The 16,409-nt window shown below is 67.3% G+C and carries 13 protein-coding genes; 6 read left to right on the top strand and 7 right to left on the bottom strand.

What is annotated here, in order from left to right:
- Positions 1–143: 143 nt before the first annotated feature.
- Positions 144–719 carry a TerD family protein gene (locus IBX22_RS16875; protein ID WP_194816505.1) on the bottom strand — a complete coding sequence of 192 codons (576 nt, stop codon included), beginning with the start codon at positions 717–719 and terminating at the stop codon, positions 144–146.
- Positions 720–862: 143 nt separating this feature from the next.
- Between IBX22_RS16875 and IBX22_RS16870 the strand changes: the two genes are divergently transcribed.
- From IBX22_RS16870 to IBX22_RS16855, 4 genes are read left to right on the top strand one after another with little or no spacing between them, the layout of a single operon-like run.
- Positions 863–2,098 carry a hypothetical protein gene (locus IBX22_RS16870; protein ID WP_309234644.1) on the top strand — a complete coding sequence of 412 codons (1,236 nt, stop codon included), beginning with the start codon at positions 863–865 and terminating at the stop codon, positions 2,096–2,098.
- Positions 2,099–2,117: 19 nt separating this feature from the next.
- Positions 2,118–3,329 (top strand): HpcH/HpaI aldolase/citrate lyase family protein, encoded by a 1,212-nt coding sequence (locus IBX22_RS16865; protein WP_194816504.1) that lies wholly within the window; start codon positions 2,118–2,120, stop codon positions 3,327–3,329.
- Positions 3,326–5,911 (top strand): phosphoribosyltransferase, encoded by a 2,586-nt coding sequence (locus IBX22_RS16860; RefSeq protein ID WP_194816503.1) that lies wholly within the window; start codon positions 3,326–3,328, stop codon positions 5,909–5,911. The genes IBX22_RS16865 and IBX22_RS16860 overlap by 4 nt, the downstream gene beginning before the upstream one ends.
- The gene (locus IBX22_RS16855; protein WP_194816502.1) at positions 5,911–6,777 is read left to right on the top strand and encodes an HAD family hydrolase; all 867 of its coding nucleotides are present in this window, start codon (positions 5,911–5,913) and stop codon (positions 6,775–6,777) included. Before IBX22_RS16860 ends, IBX22_RS16855 begins: the two co-directional genes overlap by 1 nt.
- Here the strand turns inward: IBX22_RS16855 and IBX22_RS16850 are convergent.
- The 5 genes from IBX22_RS16850 to IBX22_RS16830 form a co-directional block, all read right to left on the bottom strand.
- Positions 6,764–7,816 carry an alpha/beta hydrolase family protein gene (locus IBX22_RS16850; RefSeq protein ID WP_194816501.1) on the bottom strand — a complete coding sequence of 351 codons (1,053 nt, stop codon included), beginning with the start codon at positions 7,814–7,816 and terminating at the stop codon, positions 6,764–6,766. The two genes, IBX22_RS16855 and IBX22_RS16850, sit on opposite strands and share 14 nt — an antisense overlap.
- Before the next feature lie 108 nt (positions 7,817–7,924).
- Positions 7,925–9,421, bottom strand: coding sequence for a hypothetical protein (locus IBX22_RS16845; RefSeq protein ID WP_194816500.1), 1,497 nt, complete (start codon positions 9,419–9,421; stop codon positions 7,925–7,927).
- Between the two features lie 64 nt (positions 9,422–9,485).
- On the bottom strand, positions 9,486–10,247 hold the full coding sequence (locus IBX22_RS16840; RefSeq protein WP_194816499.1) for an AIM24 family protein: 762 nt from the start codon (positions 10,245–10,247) through the stop codon (positions 9,486–9,488).
- Positions 10,248–10,251: 4 nt separating this feature from the next.
- On the bottom strand, positions 10,252–10,950 hold the full coding sequence (locus IBX22_RS16835; protein ID WP_194816498.1) for an AIM24 family protein: 699 nt from the start codon (positions 10,948–10,950) through the stop codon (positions 10,252–10,254).
- An 11-nt stretch (positions 10,951–10,961) separates the two neighbouring features.
- Positions 10,962–11,585 carry an AIM24 family protein gene (locus tag IBX22_RS16830; protein WP_194816497.1) on the bottom strand — a complete coding sequence of 208 codons (624 nt, stop codon included), beginning with the start codon at positions 11,583–11,585 and terminating at the stop codon, positions 10,962–10,964.
- Positions 11,586–11,750: 165 nt separating this feature from the next.
- Between IBX22_RS16830 and IBX22_RS16825 the strand changes: the two genes are divergently transcribed.
- Both IBX22_RS16825 and IBX22_RS16820 read left to right on the top strand, forming a co-directional pair.
- Positions 11,751–13,007, top strand: a complete 1,257-nt coding sequence (locus IBX22_RS16825; RefSeq protein ID WP_194816496.1) for a TerD family protein — start codon at positions 11,751–11,753, stop codon at positions 13,005–13,007.
- A 49-nt stretch (positions 13,008–13,056) separates the two neighbouring features.
- Positions 13,057–14,628, top strand: coding sequence for a TerD family protein (locus tag IBX22_RS16820; protein ID WP_194816495.1), 1,572 nt, complete (start codon positions 13,057–13,059; stop codon positions 14,626–14,628).
- Here the strand turns inward: IBX22_RS16820 and IBX22_RS16815 are convergent.
- A complete protein-coding gene (locus IBX22_RS16815; RefSeq protein WP_309234752.1) occupies positions 14,625–16,328 on the bottom strand; it encodes a glycosyltransferase 87 family protein in 1,704 nt (567 codons plus the stop codon). The genes IBX22_RS16820 and IBX22_RS16815 overlap by 4 nt on opposite strands.
- Positions 16,329–16,409: the final 81 nt, after the last annotated feature.

Genomic DNA, 16,409 nt, shown 5'->3' with positions numbered 1-16,409 from the left:
TCCAACTGCCGCCCCGCTGGATTTACCCGCCCCAGCGGCTGCCGCCGCCTGCCATCCCCCAATTGCGGTGCACTCTCCAAGAGGTCGCCCGCGCATACGAGAAGGGGGCCCGGCGGCGAGCCCCCTCTTCGTTCGCGTCGTCTTTAGACGTTGACGCCGTAATCGCGGGCGATGCCCGCGAGGCCGGCGGCGTAGCCCTGGCCGATCGCGCGGAACTTCCACTCGGCGCCGTTGCGGTACAGCTCGCCGAAGACCATGGCGGTCTCGGTGGAGGCGTCCTCGGAGAGGTCGTAGCGGGCGAGCTCCTCACCGCTGTCGCGGTTCACGACGCGGATGTAGGCGTTGCGGACCTGACCGAAGGACTGCTGGCGGGTCTCCGCGTCGTAGATCGAGACCGGGAAGAAGATGGACTCGATGGTCGGCGGGGTGCCGGCCAGGTCGACGTTGATGACCTCGTCGTCGCCCTCACCTTCACCGGTCTTGTTGTCGCCCGCGTGCTCGATGGCGCCCTCGGGCGACTTCAGGTTGTTGAAGAAGACGAAGTGCTGGTCCGAAAGGACCTTCTTGTCCGCGCCGGTCGCGATGGCGCTCGCGTCGAGGTCGAAGTCGGTGCCGGTGGTGGACCGCAGGTCCCAACCGAGGCCGACGGCCACCTTGGTGAGGCCCGGCGCAGCCTTGCTCAGCGAGACATTGCCGCCCTTGGACAAACTGACACCCATGCGGGAATCCCTTTCAATAGTCCGTCTAGTGGTTCCCAGCATGTCCGAATAGCCGGGTACGCCATCGACAGTAGTAGGTTTCCGCAGACTTGCGTAGGAACTGGATAAGGCGGGCGCTCCCATACACCGCATACCATCGGGGCGTGGCAGGCCGTAGGCGTGGTTGGTTCCGGCCATCCGAGAGCAACGAATGGATCGAGGCCGCCCGGGCGCGGCTGGCGGAAGCGTTCCTCGACATGGATCGGCGGCAGAGCGCGGCCGATGCGGCGGTGCACGCGTCCGAGCAGGTTTACCCGGAGCGGGGGCACGCGGCGGCGTGGGAGCCGGTGCGCGCCCGGTGCTACGAGGCCGCCGGTGCGTATCTGAGCTTGACCGAGGAACTCGACACCGCCGAGCGCGAGAAGACGGCGTTCCCGCAGGGGCAGCAGCGGGCGGACACGGTCACCAGGCAGCTGATCGAGGCGGCCCGCGGGGTGGACGAGTTCTATCGCGGGCATCAATCCCAGCTCGAACACGCGGTCACGGTGCTCGGGTCGGTGCCGCAGCTGGCGCAGCAGGTCAAGCTCACCGCCGCGAAAGTGCGTGGTGAGGTCGCCGGCAGCGAGTTCGCGGGGTATCCGTCGGTGCAGGCCCGGGCGGCCGCCGTCGATGAGGCTCTCATCACATTGGAGGCGGCCGAGCTGGAGTCCGGCGGCACCGGGCGCGGCGCGGCCTCGAAAGTACGTGCGGCCGCCACCCGGCTGGAGACAGTTACCGGCGAATTGGCAGATGCGTTGGCGCAGGCCCCATCTCGGCTCGGCGCCGCGCGCACCGCTATCACCTCGGTGAATACCAGGTTGTCGGCGGTCCAGACGCGCGCGGAACGACTGGATCCCGCGTTCTCGTCGTTGCTGCGCGAGTTCAATGCTGCAAGTTCGGCGGATCTAGCGAACAATGGGCGCGAGAGCCAGCGAGACATGGACGCTGCCGCTGCCGCCTTGGAGAAGGCGCGGGCGGCAATGGCCGAGAACAACCCGGAGTTAGCCCTTGAACTGACCTCTGCCGCGCGGGGCAATCTCGCCGAAGCCGAACGCCAGGTCGATGCCGTCACGAAACGCCTCGCCCTGCTGCGTGCGGTCCGAGCGGATCCGCAAGACAAGGTGAAGGCCGTACGCTTCCGGCTACGGGACGCGCAAATGCTCGCGGTGAGCCGCGGGCTCGTCGCCGAGTGGGGATCTGTGCTCGACGCGCAGGTGGACCGGATCGACCGAATAACCGAATCACTTACGGGGCGGCACCCCGATTACTGGGCCTATGTGACGGAACTCGATGCCGTCACCGCATTCATAGCCGGTGTGGTGGATCGAATGAGAAAACAAGCAGGACGACAACGAGAATGAGGTTGGGGATGGGGCACCGATGACCGTGGGCATCGCCGTCCAGCAGGAAGTAAACCTGCGGAAGCGTTTGCCGCTGCGCCATTTTCGGCAGCTGCACGGACCGGATGTACGACATCTATTTCATCGGCAGCCGGAGCCCTTCGGCGACAGCACGGATCGGGAGTTACTCGCAATCGCTTTGGGCGCAACGCTTTACGCGCCCGCGACGCGGCCGGACCTGGCGGAGACGATTCGTAAACGCGCCAAGCGCGGGGTCTGTTCGATGGTGATCGATCTGGAAGACGCGGTCGCCGACGACGAGGTGGAACTCGCCAAGCAGCAGGCGGTCGCCGCTCTGGATGTGCTGGCCGGGAGCCCGGAGCCGAATCCGCTGGTGTTCGTGCGGGTGCGCGACGCCGACACCGTCAACGAGATCGCCGACCAGCTCGGGGCGGGCGCCGCGGTGCTGACCGGATTCGTGTTCCCCAAGTTCGACAGCTCCACCGGCGCGAAATACCTCGACGCCCTGGAGGGCGCGGCCGAACGGCTGCAGCGGCCGGTGTACGGCATGCCGGTGCTGGAGTCGAAAGCGCTGGTGCACCGGCAGACTCGGGACCAGGAGCTCACCGAGATCGCCGCGCTGCTGGCCGAACACCGGGAGCGGGTGCTCGCGGTGCGGGTCGGCGCCACCGACATGTGCTCGACCTTCGGCATCCGCCGCGACCGCGACCTCACCATCTACGACGTGCGGGTGGTCGCGGACGTGATCGCCGACATCGTCAACTACCTGGGCCGCGCCGACGGCACCGGCTTCGTCATCACCGGGCCGGTGTGGGAGTACTTCGCCGACCACGAGCGCATGTTCCGGCCGCTGCTGCGCAGCGCGCCGTTCGAGGAATCCGACGCGGTGCCGTTCCGGCAGTACCTGGTCAGCCGGGACCTGGACGGCTTACTGCGGGAGATCACGCTGGACCGAGCCAACGGGATGCAGGGCAAGACAGTCATCCATCCATCGCATGTGGCCGCGGTGCACGCCCTGTCGGTGGTGACCCACGAGGAGTACTCCGACGCACTCGACATCTTGCAGGTCGAGGTCGGCGGGGTCGCGGCCTCGGAGTACCGCAACAAGATGAACGAGATGCGCCCGCACCGCAGCTGGGCGCACCAGACGCTGTTGCGCGCCCGGGTGTTCGGAGTGGCGAACAAGGGTGTGTCCTTCGTGGATCTGCTGACGGCGCTGGTGAAGGTATGAGCGGGCTACCTTGGGCCACCAGAGAACTCGGGATCGAACTACAGCACCTGCGTGGGGCCGCCGACGAGTTGTCGATTCCGGCGCTGATCGAGCCCGGGCTGCGGCGTAATCCGCGGCGGGCGCACCTGCTGGTCTCGACGGTGCTCGGCAAGCATCTGCCGACCGACCCGCACGTAGTGCTCGCCGCCGGCGACCGGCTGGGCGACCTCGTCCGCGCCGCGGTAGGGGAGCAGGACGTGGTCGTCCTCGGATTCGCCGAAACCGCAACGGGTCTTGGTCATATCGTCGCCGCGCGCATCGGCGCCGGCTGCTACCTGCACTCCACCCGGCGCGATGTGGCCGAAGCGGAAACACTCACCGGTTTCGAGGAGGGGCACTCGCACGCCACCTCGCACCTACTACAGCCGATGCCCGCCGGAATCTTCATGAACGACCAGCCTCTGGTGCTGGTGGACGACGAGATATCCACCGGGGCAACCGCAATCGATGCGGTGCGGGCACTGCATGCCTTCGCCCCGCGCTCGCACTACGTGCTGGCCTCGCTGGTCGACATGCGCACCGAGGCCGACTACGAGGCATTCGAAAAAGCGGCCGCCGATCTGGGCGCGCGCATCGACACCGTCTGCCTGGCCTCCGGCCGCACCATGCTGCCCGAGGGGCTGATCGACGCGGTCACCGCGCTACCCGAACCCGAGTTGAATCCCGTTGCCGAGCAACGGGGATCGTTCACCCGCCTCGAATTGCCCTGGCCATCTTCGGTTCCCGAGGGCGGTCGGCACGGGATCCTGGATTCCGACACCGCGGCCTTCGATGCCGCTGTCACTGCCGCCACCTCGAGGTTGCGTGCGCAGCTGGCCGCGCAGGCTCCCGGTCGACCGGCAATCCTGCTCGGCCACGAAGAGCTGATGTACTTGCCGCTGCGGCTGGCGGCGTCCCTGGCCGAATCGGGGATTCCCACCCGATTCCAGACGACTACCCGCTCTCCTGCCTATGTGCTGGATGAGCCCGGTTACCCGCTACGGCGCGGATTCCGTTTCACCGCACCAGAACCCGACGCCGAAGCGCCGCGCTTCCTCTACAACGCGCAGTGGAGTGCGGACCTCGACGCCGAACTCCGAGCACTGACCGGGGGCCCTGAAACGGTGTCGGCCACCGCCGATGCCGTGCTGGTCGTGGTCCTCGACAAGCCCGCCGACACCACCGAACTCGTCGCCGAGGGCGGCCTGGTCGACGTGCTCACCGCGTCCGGAGCCGATGTGGTCGTCGCCGTGCTGCCGGGCGCCGACCCGCGCCAGTTGCGCGACGAGCGCACAACCGCAGCACCCACCCGACCGGCCGACAACGGCGACGGCCCGGATCGGATCAACGAACAACCTGGCAGCCACGACGCGGGCCTGGATGATGAAGGACTAGCCGTGACTCAACCGCAGACCCCTTCGAGACCGGGGCTGGAACTCCCTACTCCATTACATGGCCCGGAGTTCGGATCGTATGCGGCCGATGAGGTTTCGTGGCTGCTGAAGGATCTCTCCGAGGCAGACCTCGAGGCCGATGTGGCCGAGCGAGAGCAGCGTATCCAGGCGGGCGAGGCGCATTACGCGGAGTCGCTGCCGATCGAGTTCCAGCCGGACGCCGCCTATCGTGAGCTGTTCGACCAGGTGCTCGAGGAGAGTGCCGAACGCTTGGCCCTCGCGGTGGCGACGGTCTCGGAACTCGTTGTCGCCGAACGCGGCAACGACATCGTGCTGGTCTCGCTGGCGCGCGCGGGCACCCCGGTCGGCATCCTGATGAAGCGCTGGCTGAAGTCCGGTCGCGGCGCGGATCTGCCGAGTCTGGATGTCCCGCATTACGCGGTATCGATCGTGCGCGGTCGAGGCATCGATGCCGTCGCGCTGGATTACCTTGCCCGGCACCATGATCCGTCGACCATCGTCTTCGTGGACGGCTGGACCGGCAAGGGCGCGATCACGCACGAGCTGAACGAAGCACTGGACGCCTATCACGCCGCCGGCGGCGCGCGCTTCAACGGTGAACTGGCCGTGCTCGCCGACCCGGGCCACTGCGTGCGCACCTACGGCACCCGCGACGACTTCCTCATCGCCTCGGCCTGCCTGAATTCGACGGTGTCCGGCCTGGTTTCGCGCACCGTACTGAACGACACCCTGATCGGTCCCGGTGATTTCCACGGCGCCAAGTTCTATCGGGATCTGGCCGCCGACGATGTGTCGGGCCGACTGCTCGACCTCGTCAGCGCGGCCTTCGGAACCGTCCGTGATCGGGTGCCCGCTTCGGTGGCCACGGTCCAGGCGAGCGACCGCACACCCACTTGGTCCGGCTGGGTCTCGGTGGAAAAGGTGCAGGCCGAATACGGCATCACCAGTGTGAATTTCGTGAAACCCGGTGTGGGCGAGACGACCCGGGTGCTGCTGCGGCGGGTGCCGTGGCTGGTACTGGTCCGGGAGGCCGACGCTCCCGAGCACGCGCACCTGCGCCTGCTCGCCGCGGCGCGCGGTGTGCCGGTGGAAGTGGTTCCCGACCTTGCCTATTCGTGCATGGGATTGATCAAGGAAGTGCGCAAGTAATGCTTTTCAGCAGACCCCGAAGACAGACCCTGGTAGCTACCGACCTGGATCGCACCATGATCTACTCGCGCAACGCGATTGCCGCCGGCACCGATGTGCCGACCGTCTGTGTGGAGCATCTGGACGGTGACCCGCTGTCGTTCATGACCACCGCCGCGGCGCTGCGGATGCAGTCGCTGACCGAACCGGCAGCCGTCATTCCGACGACCACCCGCACCATCAAGCAGTTCGAACGCATCAAACTTCCCGGTGCGCCTTGGCGTTACGCCATCACCAGCAACGGCGGCAATATTCTCGTCGACGGGGTACCGGACCTGCGCTGGCGGATCGATATCGACACCAAGGTCCGCACCAACGGTGCCACCCTGTCCGAGGTCACCGCCGAACTGCGTTCTCGCATCGACGATTCCTGGGTTACCAAGTTCCGGGAAGCCGATGACCTGTTCTGCTACTTGGTGGTTCGGCCCAAGCTGGTGCCCGAAGGGTTCCTTGCCGACTGGGATGGCTGGTGCCGCGCCCACGGCTGGTCCGCCTCGCAGCAGGGGCGCAAGATCTATGCGATGCCGCAGGCGGTGTGCAAGAGTCGCGCGGTCGCCGAGGTCCGTCGCCGGCTCACCGAATCCGGCGAACTGGTCGAGGGCGCGACAACTCTCGCGGCGGGCGACGGCGCGCTGGACGCCGAAATGCTGCGCGCCGCCGACTCGGCCATCCGCCCGCGCCACGGCGAACTGGAACAGCTGAACTGGACCAGCCCGAACCTGACGATCACCCAGGCCTCCGGCATCCTCGCCGGGGAGGAGATCATCAACTGGCTGATCCAGGAATCTCCGGCCCCGGCGGGGATTCAGCCAATTACGGGGCGCTGAACAGGCCCTTTTCCAGGGTGGGCCAGGACGACTTCAGGTCGTCCTGCCAGTAACCCCAGGAGTGCGTGCCGCTGTTGCGGTAGACGAAGGTCGCGGGGATGCCGAGCTGGTTGAGGCGGTTGTTCATGTTCTGGTTGGACCAGTTCACGCCCGCTTCGATGATGCCGCCCAGCGCAACGGTTTTCGGAGTTTCCTCGGGCGCTTCCATCCGGAACTTGCCGCCCGGCTGGTCGTACTCGCCCGGGATGCCGTTGCCGGTGGAGAAGAACAGATGGGTGCCGCGCAGCTTTTCGGCGTTGACCATCGGATCGTTGGCGGCCCACAGCGGGTTGTCGAAGGCGCCCCACATGTTCTTGGTGTCGCCGCCGCCCCAGGTTTCCACGGTCAGCTTCACCATCTGCTGGCCGATCGGGTCACTGACCTGCGCGATGCCGCTGTAGGTGGCGACGCTGCGGAACAGGCCCGGCTTCTGGATCGCGAAGTTCAGCACCGAGGTGCCCGTCATGGACAGCGCCGCAACGGCATTGACGCCGTTGGTGCCCAGCGCCGCGTCGATCAGCGCGGGCATTTCCTCGGTGACGAAGGTCTGCCATTTGTTCACACCCAGCACCGGGTCGGCCGCGATCCAGTCGGTGTAGAAACTCCACGCGCCACCGACGACCTGCACCACATTGATGTTCTTCTCCGCCAGGAACTCCAGCGCATCGGTATTGCGCTTCCAGGAGGCGTCGTCCATGCCGCCGCCGGCGCCGTTGAACAGGTACAGCGTCGGGCGCGGCACCGAGGTGTCGGCGGGCCGCAGCACATCCACCGAGACGTTCTTGTTCATGGCTGTGGAGAAAATCTGCATCCGCACATTGCGGCTGTCCTTGGTCGCGATCTTGTCGACATAGGACCCGTCCGCGGACTTGATCGCGGGCTTGATCACTCCGGGGTTGGTCACGACCGGATCCGCCGTGGCCGGCGCGACCCCGACTCCGAGCGCGACCGCGCCTAGTAGTGCCGCCAGCGCGATCCGCTTGGCCCGGTGGTGCGACATCCACGCCCCTCATTCTTCATACAGCCGATAGAAATCTGGTCCGATGATCAGATCGGCTCTCACCTTAGCGTCGTGAGCGCCCGATTCCATCCCCGGAATTGGGGGCAGTCAGCGCCCGTCGCGCAGTGAGACCAGTCCGCCGAGCGTGCCCAGGTAGGCGGTCCCGTCCGGGCCCAGCGCGATGCCCGCGTAGTTGTTGTTGAAGCCGACTCCGCTGCCGGACAGGCGCTTCCACACGAGTTCGCCGGTGCGGAAGTCCAGGGTCGTCCAGTACCAGGGATCGGTGGCCTGCGTGCCCTTGGTGTAGGTGTAGATCAGGCCGGTGGCCAGCGACAGCTTCGGGACGACCGAGGGCGCGGCCTCGGTGGTGTTGGTCCACGCCAGGTGGCAGCCGTTGCCGTCGTCGTCGATGTCGACGCGGGCGAAACCGGGTGTGGTGGTCGCGCCGAGCATGGTCGCGTCGGGTCCGGTGTAGCCGTAGTTGTTTTCCACGATCAGGGAGCGGCCCGCCCCGATGAGTGAATTCTCGGTGCTGCTGGCCCCTTTGGTGAACACCGGGACGCTGCAGACCTGGCGTTGCGCGGCGTTCGCGGCCGTGCGGTAGACGACGACGTTCATCGGATCGGAGTTGTCGGTGATGGCGACGAACCCGCCGGGCAGGACCGTGGGAGTCGTACCGGTGCCGTCGTCGACCTGGCCGGACTTGTGCTGCCCGCCGTTGGCGTAGGTGACGCGCCAGGTGACCGCGGGCGTCTTGCCCGGGCCCGCGTCCATGCGCAACAGTTCACGGTTGGTGGCGATGTAGACATCCCCGGAGGAGCCGACCGCGAAGGAATTCTGGATCTGGCCCTGGGCGCCGTTGCCGAGCCGGATCACCTGTGTCGCACCGGTTTCCAGGTCGAGGGTGCCGACCACGCCGTTGGCCTTGGCGACGAACCAGAGCAGGCCGTTGGAGTCGGGCAGCGCCGAGTTCAGGGTCTCGCCGGGGCGCAGCACGGTATTCAGGTCGTAGTCGCGCACCAGGGTGAAGCCGTCGGCGCCGGGGTTTTCCGCGAGGACCAAGATGTGGCCGGTGGCCGTGCCGACGACGGCACGGTCCTGGTTGTCGACGAAGAAGTAGGCGCCGCCGCCGAAGTTGGTGAAGAAGCCCGGCTTGATGATGTCGGCGGGATTCTTGCCGGGCAGTGCGTATTTGCCCCGCACCTGTAGTGACTGTGGATCGATCAAGTACACGCCCGGCTGCGCGCCGATACAGGTGGCGATGATGCGGCCGGCGCGATCGAAGGCGACCGAGCCGCATTCGCTGGCCAGGAACAGCGAATTCACCTTGGTGCCGACGCCGATCGGGCCCGGGCGGGTGTAGGTGTCGCTCATCCAGCCGTCGTTGTGGATGCCCGCGTTCCCGTTCGGCGCCAGGAACGGATTACGCGGGATCGGCGGAATGCCCGTGATCGGGTCGGCGGTAGCCGGGTCCCCGAGGAATTCCGGCACGTCGAGCGGCGGAACCGAGGGGATCGGTCCCGCGCCCGCGCTCGCCGGAACAACGAAAGCGGTGGCAAGGGCGGCAGCGGCAAAGGCCGCTCGACGCAGGAACTTCGGTGACACGCGCCACACGCTAACAGCCGTAATGGGCAACTGACCAAAAGTCTCGGTGGGTGAGACTCGAGGATTAGTACTGCTGCTGCCCCTGCAACTGCTGCATGATCGTGGCCTGCAACCGCTGCAGCCCGCTCGGACCGATACCGCTCTGCAACTGCCCCTCGATGGTGCGCACGAGCATCGCGTCGTTCATCACCTTCTCGCTGGACTGGATCAGCACCGTGCCCGCGCCGGTGAAGTCGAACTGACGCTCCTCGCCGGAGGTCGCGCCCATCCGGGCCGCACCCGCCGCCAGGAAGCTGGTGATCCAGCGCTGGTCGTAGTGGTGACTCGGCGACGGGCAATCCGCCCAGCCGACCAGCGATTCCGGGTCCACCCGCAGCGGCGGTTCGGCGAACATGACCGGACCGTTGGAGGACGCGAGGAACTTCCCGGTGCCGATCAGGGTCAGAAAGCCCGGCACGATGGACTGATTCAGCGACAGCCCCGGCTCGAAGGCGAGCAGGTTGGCGGCGCGGACGGTGAGGTTGCCGTCCTCGAGGTCATAGGAGTTGATGTTGTAGCCGCGGTCGCCGATGATCAGCTTCCCGTGCCCCTCGGCGACCACGTAGTCACCGGTGAACAGCGGCGCGGAGAACTGCTGCGACACCATGTGCATCAGCCCGCCCTGCAGGCCGTGGGTGAGCATCTGGAACTGGATCTGCCCGTAGTAGGCGATCATCGCGCCCTTGCGCGTGAACCACGGCTTGGTCAGGTCGATGCAGTAGGCGTAGTCGTTTCCCGGGATATTGTCGCTCTCACCGAGATTCATGGGATTGAACACTTGAGCCATGGTTTTACAACTTCTCCTCGGAGGCCTGCACGTACACGACACCTTGTCCGACGCAATGCAATTGCATCGCCTCGCCGGACCCCTTGCCCACCGCGTCGCGCCAGCTCGCCGCCGACTTCAACTCGGTCTGCACATTGCCGTAGGCGGCGATGAACGCCTGCGGGTCGACCACGACCGGATTCGGCCCGCCCACTTGCAGTTCCAGGAATCCACCGTGTGCGAGCAGCACCGCCGCGCCCTGTCCGGACAGCTGGGTGGTGAACATGCCCTGCCCGGTGAGCGCGCCGGTCGCGGCGCCGCGCAGCGCGCCCATCAGGCCGCCGCCACCGCCGCCGCCGCCACCCGAACTCATCACCGAGACAACCGAACTCTGCAGTGCGGCGGTGTTGGCGAGCAGGCGCGAGGCCTCGACCCGCAGCACCGCGCCCGGCTGCATCTGCACCACCTGGACTTCCAGCCCGGCGAATCCGTAGTGCACCTCGCCAGTGCCCTGCGCGAGCATGGTGCGCTGGTGCTCACCGGCCATCATCCGGCCGGCCATGCGCATCAGGCCGCCGCCGCCCATCTGCTGGGCGCCCGGAATCTGGTGCGGCGCGAAGGAGACATCGCCGGTGTAGTACAGCATCGCGCCGTTACGGGCGGCCACGCCGCCCGCCATCCCGACGTTGACCTTGACGACCTTGCTGTTGACCTTCTCGAACATCGTTGCGTCCCTTACCGTTCCGCCGGCTGGATCAAAACCACGCCCTGGCCGTCCCAGCGGATCTGGAACGCCTCGCCCGCATCCTGGCCGACGACGGTGCGCCAGGACATATCGGTGATGAACGAGGACTGCACATTGCCCTGCGCGGCGACGAACGCGTCCGGGTCGACGATCAGCGGATACTGCGGCGACACCTCGAGATGGATCAGCGGACCGCCCGCCGACAGCAGCGCGACCTGCCCCTGCCCGGTGACGGTGGTGGTGAACAGGCCCTGCCCGCTCGACGCGCCGCTCACCCCGGCGAATCGCACATCGGTGCGCAGATTCCCGGCGAAGGCGAGCAGCTGCTGCGATTCCACCTGCAACGTCTCGTTGTTGAGGTTCACCACGGTGACGTCCTGGCCGTTCACCGCGAAGAAGACCCGGCCGTGGCCCTGGCATTCCATCAGCGAGAGCTTCTCGCCGGTGGCGCGGCGCTTCATCCCGGCGAGGACGCCGTCGCCACCGCCGAAACCGGCGGATTTGAACTGCACGTTGCCCTCATAGGCGATCATCGAGCCCGAGATCGCGCGAATGGTGGTGCCGTTGAGTTGGGCCTCGACGACCTTTTTGGATTGCTCTAAGAGTTGCGCCATGTGGAGAGTGCCTGCCTGCCTTCCGACCGCTTCGGCCGTCACCCTAACGGCCGCAGTCCGAGATCGTCTATCCACAGGTCACCCGTTAACGCGTTTGCTCCGGCGGGGACCACCACATTTCTCGTAGAGTGACTATCGAATGCACCGACAAGCGAAGGGTCTACCTTGTCCGCAACACTTGCCAAGGGTCAGAACGGTCCCCTGGCCACCAACGATGTGGTGATCTCCGTCCAGCTCGCAGCGCCCGCGGACCTGTCCGCGCTGCTGGTGACCGAACGCGGCAAGGTTCGCACGGACGCGGACTTCGTATTCTTCAATCAACCCAGTGGTCCCGGGGTGAACCTGCAGCCCGCGCCCAGCGGTCAGCCCGCTTCGCTTGCGGTGTCGCTGAATTCGGTGCCGCAGGATATCGACCAGATCCGCGCCGTGATCACCCTGGACGACGCCTCCAGTAATTTCGGCCGGTTCGCCCCGCCGACGGCGATCGTGTCGGATTCCAGCGGTAACCGGTTGTTCGAGTATCAGATCACCGGGTTGCAGAGCGAGTCCATCGTGATCGCACTGGAGCTGTACCGGCGGCAGGGTTCCTGGAAGGTGCGCGCGGTCGGGCAGGGTTACGCCGGTGGTTTCGCCGCGCTGGTCACCGATCACGGCGTCACCGTCGAGGATTCTGCGTCGGCTGCCCAGGCCAGTCCGCCGCCGCCTCCGGTCAGCCCGCCGAGCTACCCGCCGCAGCAGCCGCCCCAGCAGCAGTACGCGCCGCCGCCCGCCCAGAGCTACCCGCCGCCGGCCCAGCAGGCCGCGCCGCAGCCCGCCGGTGAGGTCAGCCTGAGCAAGGACCGGCCGGTCAGCCTGACGAAGGGTCAGAAGGTCACGCTGCGCAAGGAAGGCGGCGCGGCACTCACTTTCGTCAAGATGGGCCTGGGCTGGGATCCGGTGCAGACCCGCGGCATGTTCGGCAACCGCACCGTCGACATCGACCTGGACGCGTCGGTGATCATGTTCGCCGACGCCAACCCCGCGGATTACGCCTACTACGGCCAGCTTTCGTCCAAGGACGGCTCGGTCCGGCACCAGGGCGACAACCTCACCGGTGAGGGTGAGGGCGACGACGAGATGATCCTGGTCGATTTGACCCGCATCCCCGCGCACATCAGCACGCTCGTCTTCGTCGTGACCTCCTACAAGGGCCACACCTTCGAGCAGGTGCAGAACGCGTTCTGCCGTTTGATCGACGGCACCAACAACGCCGAACTGGCGCGCTACACCCTGGCCGGTGGCATGGCGTTCACCGGGATGGCGATGGCCAAGGTGTATCGGGTCGGCGCCGACTGGAAGATGCAGGCGCTCGGCGAGGGCTTCCAGGCCAAGCATCCGGGTGAGGCGATTCCGCAGCTCGGCCGGTTCTTGTCGGCGAACTAGCCGCCTCGTCGCACTGGGTGTATTTCAAAGAAACAGCAGGGCAGATCACGTGATTCAGCTCAAAGCCGGTCAGAACACCCCGTTGACCAGCGATGTCATCAGGTTCAGCGCCAAAGCCTCGGCGGCACTGGATGTTTCCGCGCTGGTGGTGGCGGACAACTTGCGGGTGTTCGACACCGGCGACTTCGTCTTCTACAACCAGACCGCCACGGCGGGCGTGGAGCTCACCAGCGACGAGGTGACGGTCACGCTGTCGCAGGTGCGCGCCGACGCCAAGGCGGTGCTGCTGGTGGTCAGCGCCGATCCCGCTCCGCTGGGCGGGCTCGGTCCGGTGACGACGGCGCTGGCGGAAAACGGCACGGTGACAGCGGAATTCGCGGTCACGCCGCTGGCGGGGGAGACGGCGCTGATCTGCCTCGAGGTCTACCGGCGGGGTGCGGCGTGGAAGGTGCGCGCCGTCGGTCAGGGCTATTCGGGTGGCCTGGCGGTGCTGCTCACCGCGCACGGCGTCGAGGTGGATCACCCCGGCCCGGACTCACACGTGCAGTCCGCGACAGCCGCCACCCCGCACGGTGACGACCAGGGCGCCATCACCGGCCCGCAGTCGGCGGGCGGCGCACCGCTGGAGATGTCACACGGTGTGGAACGCCTGTGGATGATTTTCGAGGACGCCGCCCGCTCGGCCGCCGCTCTCATCTCCGCGCGGGACTACGCCACCGATCGGCTGGACGAGGAGCTGTCCGCGGCCGTCTCCGATCCGGCCACTCGCAACAGTCCCGCCGGCGAGGCGGCTCGGCAATCGGCCCACCAGCGCTACGACGATCTGATCGCCACCGCGGAGGCGAACTATCGGCGCGACAGCGAACACCTCGTCCGGGAACTCGCCGACGCCGACCAGCAGCTGCCGCCCGCGCTCGCGTCCTGGGATTCGGCCGCCTGGGATCGCCCGGCCGCCAAGTCCGACGGCATCCGCCTCGGCGAGTTGTACGCCGATGAGCGTGGGCCACTGCGGATTCCGTATTGCGTCCCGGTGCCGCTGACCCGGCCGCTGTGGATCGACACCGAGCACTCCGCGGCCGTCGTCCCGGTGGTCGGCGCGCTGCTGGCCCGCTTGCGCGCCGCCGACCCCACCCGGCGCTGCCGCCTCGACGTGATCGACCTGTCCGGCGCGTTCACCGGCTTGATCGCGCCGCTGCTCCCGCTGCTGAACGGGCCGGTGGTCACCGACCACAGCGAGATCTCGGCCCGCATCAAGGCCCTCGCCGACCAGGCCGAACTCGCCGAAATGGCGTACGGCAGCGGCAATTTCACCCCGCCGACCGAGCATCGGGTGCTGCTCGCCGCGGACTTCCCGCACGGCTACCAGCCCATCGACGCCCAGCGCATCGGCGCGCTCATGCTGCGCGGGGACCTGATCGGGTTGTCCATCATGATCGTCGGCACCGACGAATCCGACTCCGAAGACGAGACCATCGCCGTGCTCTCCCAGGCCTGCCGGCACCTGCCGACCCTGACCGACACCCCCATGTTCGATCCGTGGACCGGCAGCGCCTGGCATCTCGAACTCGACCTGCTCCCACCCGACCCGCACCGGCAGGCCCGGCTACTGCGCGTCGACTAGCGGCCGGCCCGCTCCGGCCGCGCCGGATGGTGGTTGCGCACGGAATCCCACGGCCGCAACCACTCCGGCAGCCAGGGGAGCAGGGGATCGCCCGCACGATCGACGATGCCGCCGACCGGGTCGTCCACGAAATCGCGGCGCACCAGGTCGTGCTCGGGCCGGTAGATCTGCCAGACGATCAGCGCGCACAACCCCACCACGGCGATGTCGCGGAGCAGCACGGTGCCGGTGAACCACTCCTCCGGCAAGCCTTTTCGGTCCAGCCCGAGGTAGTAGAACATCCGCGGCACCCACACCAGGGCGTCGATCGTCATCCAGGCCAGCAGGATTCGGCGATGTGGCAGCGCCAGCACGGCCAGCGGCACCAGCCACAGCGAGTACTGCGGGCTCCACACCTTGTTGGTCAGCAGGAACGCCGCGACCACCAGGAAGCACAGCTGCGCCAAGCGTGGCCGCTTCGGCGCGGTCAGCGCGACATAGGCGATGAGCAGGCAGGCGCCGACGAACAGCAGCAGCGACACCGTGTTCAGGACGGAGGGCGCCTGGCCGTGTTCGAGTTCGCCGTCGAGTCCGGTCCACCCCGTGAACGAGGTGATCACGTTGTAGATCGAGTCCGGATCGGCGTGCCGGGTGGTGTTGAGCCGGAAGAACTCTCGCCACCCCTCCGGGAACAGCAGCGCGATCGGCAGGTTCACCAGCAGCCAGGTGCTCAGCGCCGCACCCACCGCCGCAGCTGCCGCGCCGAGCGGGCGCAGACTCAAAAGCTGGACGCGGGAGGGCGTTTCACGAATCCAGGCCAGTGCCGCCGCACCGCTGTCGATATCCCGCAGGCGCAGCCCCAGCTGCGCGCTCGGCATCCGATGCAGCGGATCCACGCGCAGGCACAGCACCACGATCGGGCCGAGCAACAGCAGCGGATACAGCTTCGCCGCACCGCCGAGCCCGAGCAGCACGCCCGCGAGCATCGGTCGCCGGCGCGCCCAGGCCAGCAGGCCGGTCGCCGCGAAAGCCGTTGCGAGCGCGTCGAAATTGGTGAACGCGTGCACGATCACCAGTGGGGAACAGGCGATCAGCGCGACATCCCAGACCCGCCGCCCGGCCAATGTCGCCGACGCCCAGACCGTGACCAGCCAGGCCAGCGCCAGCCCGAAGGCGATCACGTTGAAGTAGATGACGACCTGCAGCGCCCCCGGCAACGGCGACGCGTCCCAGGATTTGGCGATCTGCATCCCGAGGTACTGATACAGCCCCGACAGCACCGGGTACTCCATGTACCGGGTCTCGACGCCGCCGTCGGGCGTCTCCTCGGTCCACCACTTCTTGTACGGGAACGCGCCCTCGTCCAGCCGTTCCGCGCCGTAGAGCGGCACGGTGTCCGAGTAGCACATGGCGGTGTACTGGCGGCCGTTGTTCCAGTCCAGCATCGGCCGGCCATCGGCGGCGGTCGTCTGCTGGATGCACGGCGACTTCGCCGCCCACCCGAACGCCAGGAAGATCACGGTGAACAGGAACAGCACCCGCATGGGCGTCCAGAACCGGGCCCGCCCGATCAGCGCGTGATCACCGACCGGTCCACCCACGACGGTGGACAGCTGCGCCGTCGAAGTGTCGTTGCGGCTCGGCCGATCCCGGGCGTCGGCCGACCGCAGATCCCGCGCCAGCGGTCCGGCCGACACATACCGCGCACCGTTGTTCTCCACCTCGACGAGCCCCTGCCCCCCACTGGACCGCGGCGTCACACTCCCATTCGCCCGCGCGTCCGTCAGTTGCTGATCCACGGC

Source organism: Nocardia sp. XZ_19_385 (assembly GCF_015355755.1).
GTDB lineage: Bacteria > Actinomycetota > Actinomycetes > Mycobacteriales > Mycobacteriaceae > Nocardia.
Note: the sequence above shows the minus strand (reverse complement) of the source record. Positions and strands in the feature narration are given on the sequence as shown.

What these genes read in the sequence shown, in the direction of transcription:
- IBX22_RS16875 (WP_194816505.1), bottom strand. Translation starts at nt 719, where the DNA reads ATGGGTGTCAGTTTGTCCAAGGGCGGCAATGTCTCGCTGAGCAAGGCT.
- IBX22_RS16865 (WP_194816504.1), top strand. Translation starts at nt 2,118, where the DNA reads ATGACCGTGGGCATCGCCGTCCAGCAGGAAGTAAACCTGCGGAAGCGT.
- IBX22_RS16860 (WP_194816503.1), top strand. Translation starts at nt 3,326, where the DNA reads ATGAGCGGGCTACCTTGGGCCACCAGAGAACTCGGGATCGAACTACAG.
- IBX22_RS16855 (WP_194816502.1), top strand. Translation starts at nt 5,911, where the DNA reads ATGCTTTTCAGCAGACCCCGAAGACAGACCCTGGTAGCTACCGACCTG.
- IBX22_RS16850 (WP_194816501.1), bottom strand. Translation starts at nt 7,816, where the DNA reads ATGTCGCACCACCGGGCCAAGCGGATCGCGCTGGCGGCACTACTAGGC.
- IBX22_RS16840 (WP_194816499.1), bottom strand. Translation starts at nt 10,247, where the DNA reads ATGGCTCAAGTGTTCAATCCCATGAATCTCGGTGAGAGCGACAATATC.
- IBX22_RS16835 (WP_194816498.1), bottom strand. Translation starts at nt 10,950, where the DNA reads ATGTTCGAGAAGGTCAACAGCAAGGTCGTCAAGGTCAACGTCGGGATG.
- IBX22_RS16830 (WP_194816497.1), bottom strand. Translation starts at nt 11,585, where the DNA reads ATGGCGCAACTCTTAGAGCAATCCAAAAAGGTCGTCGAGGCCCAACTC.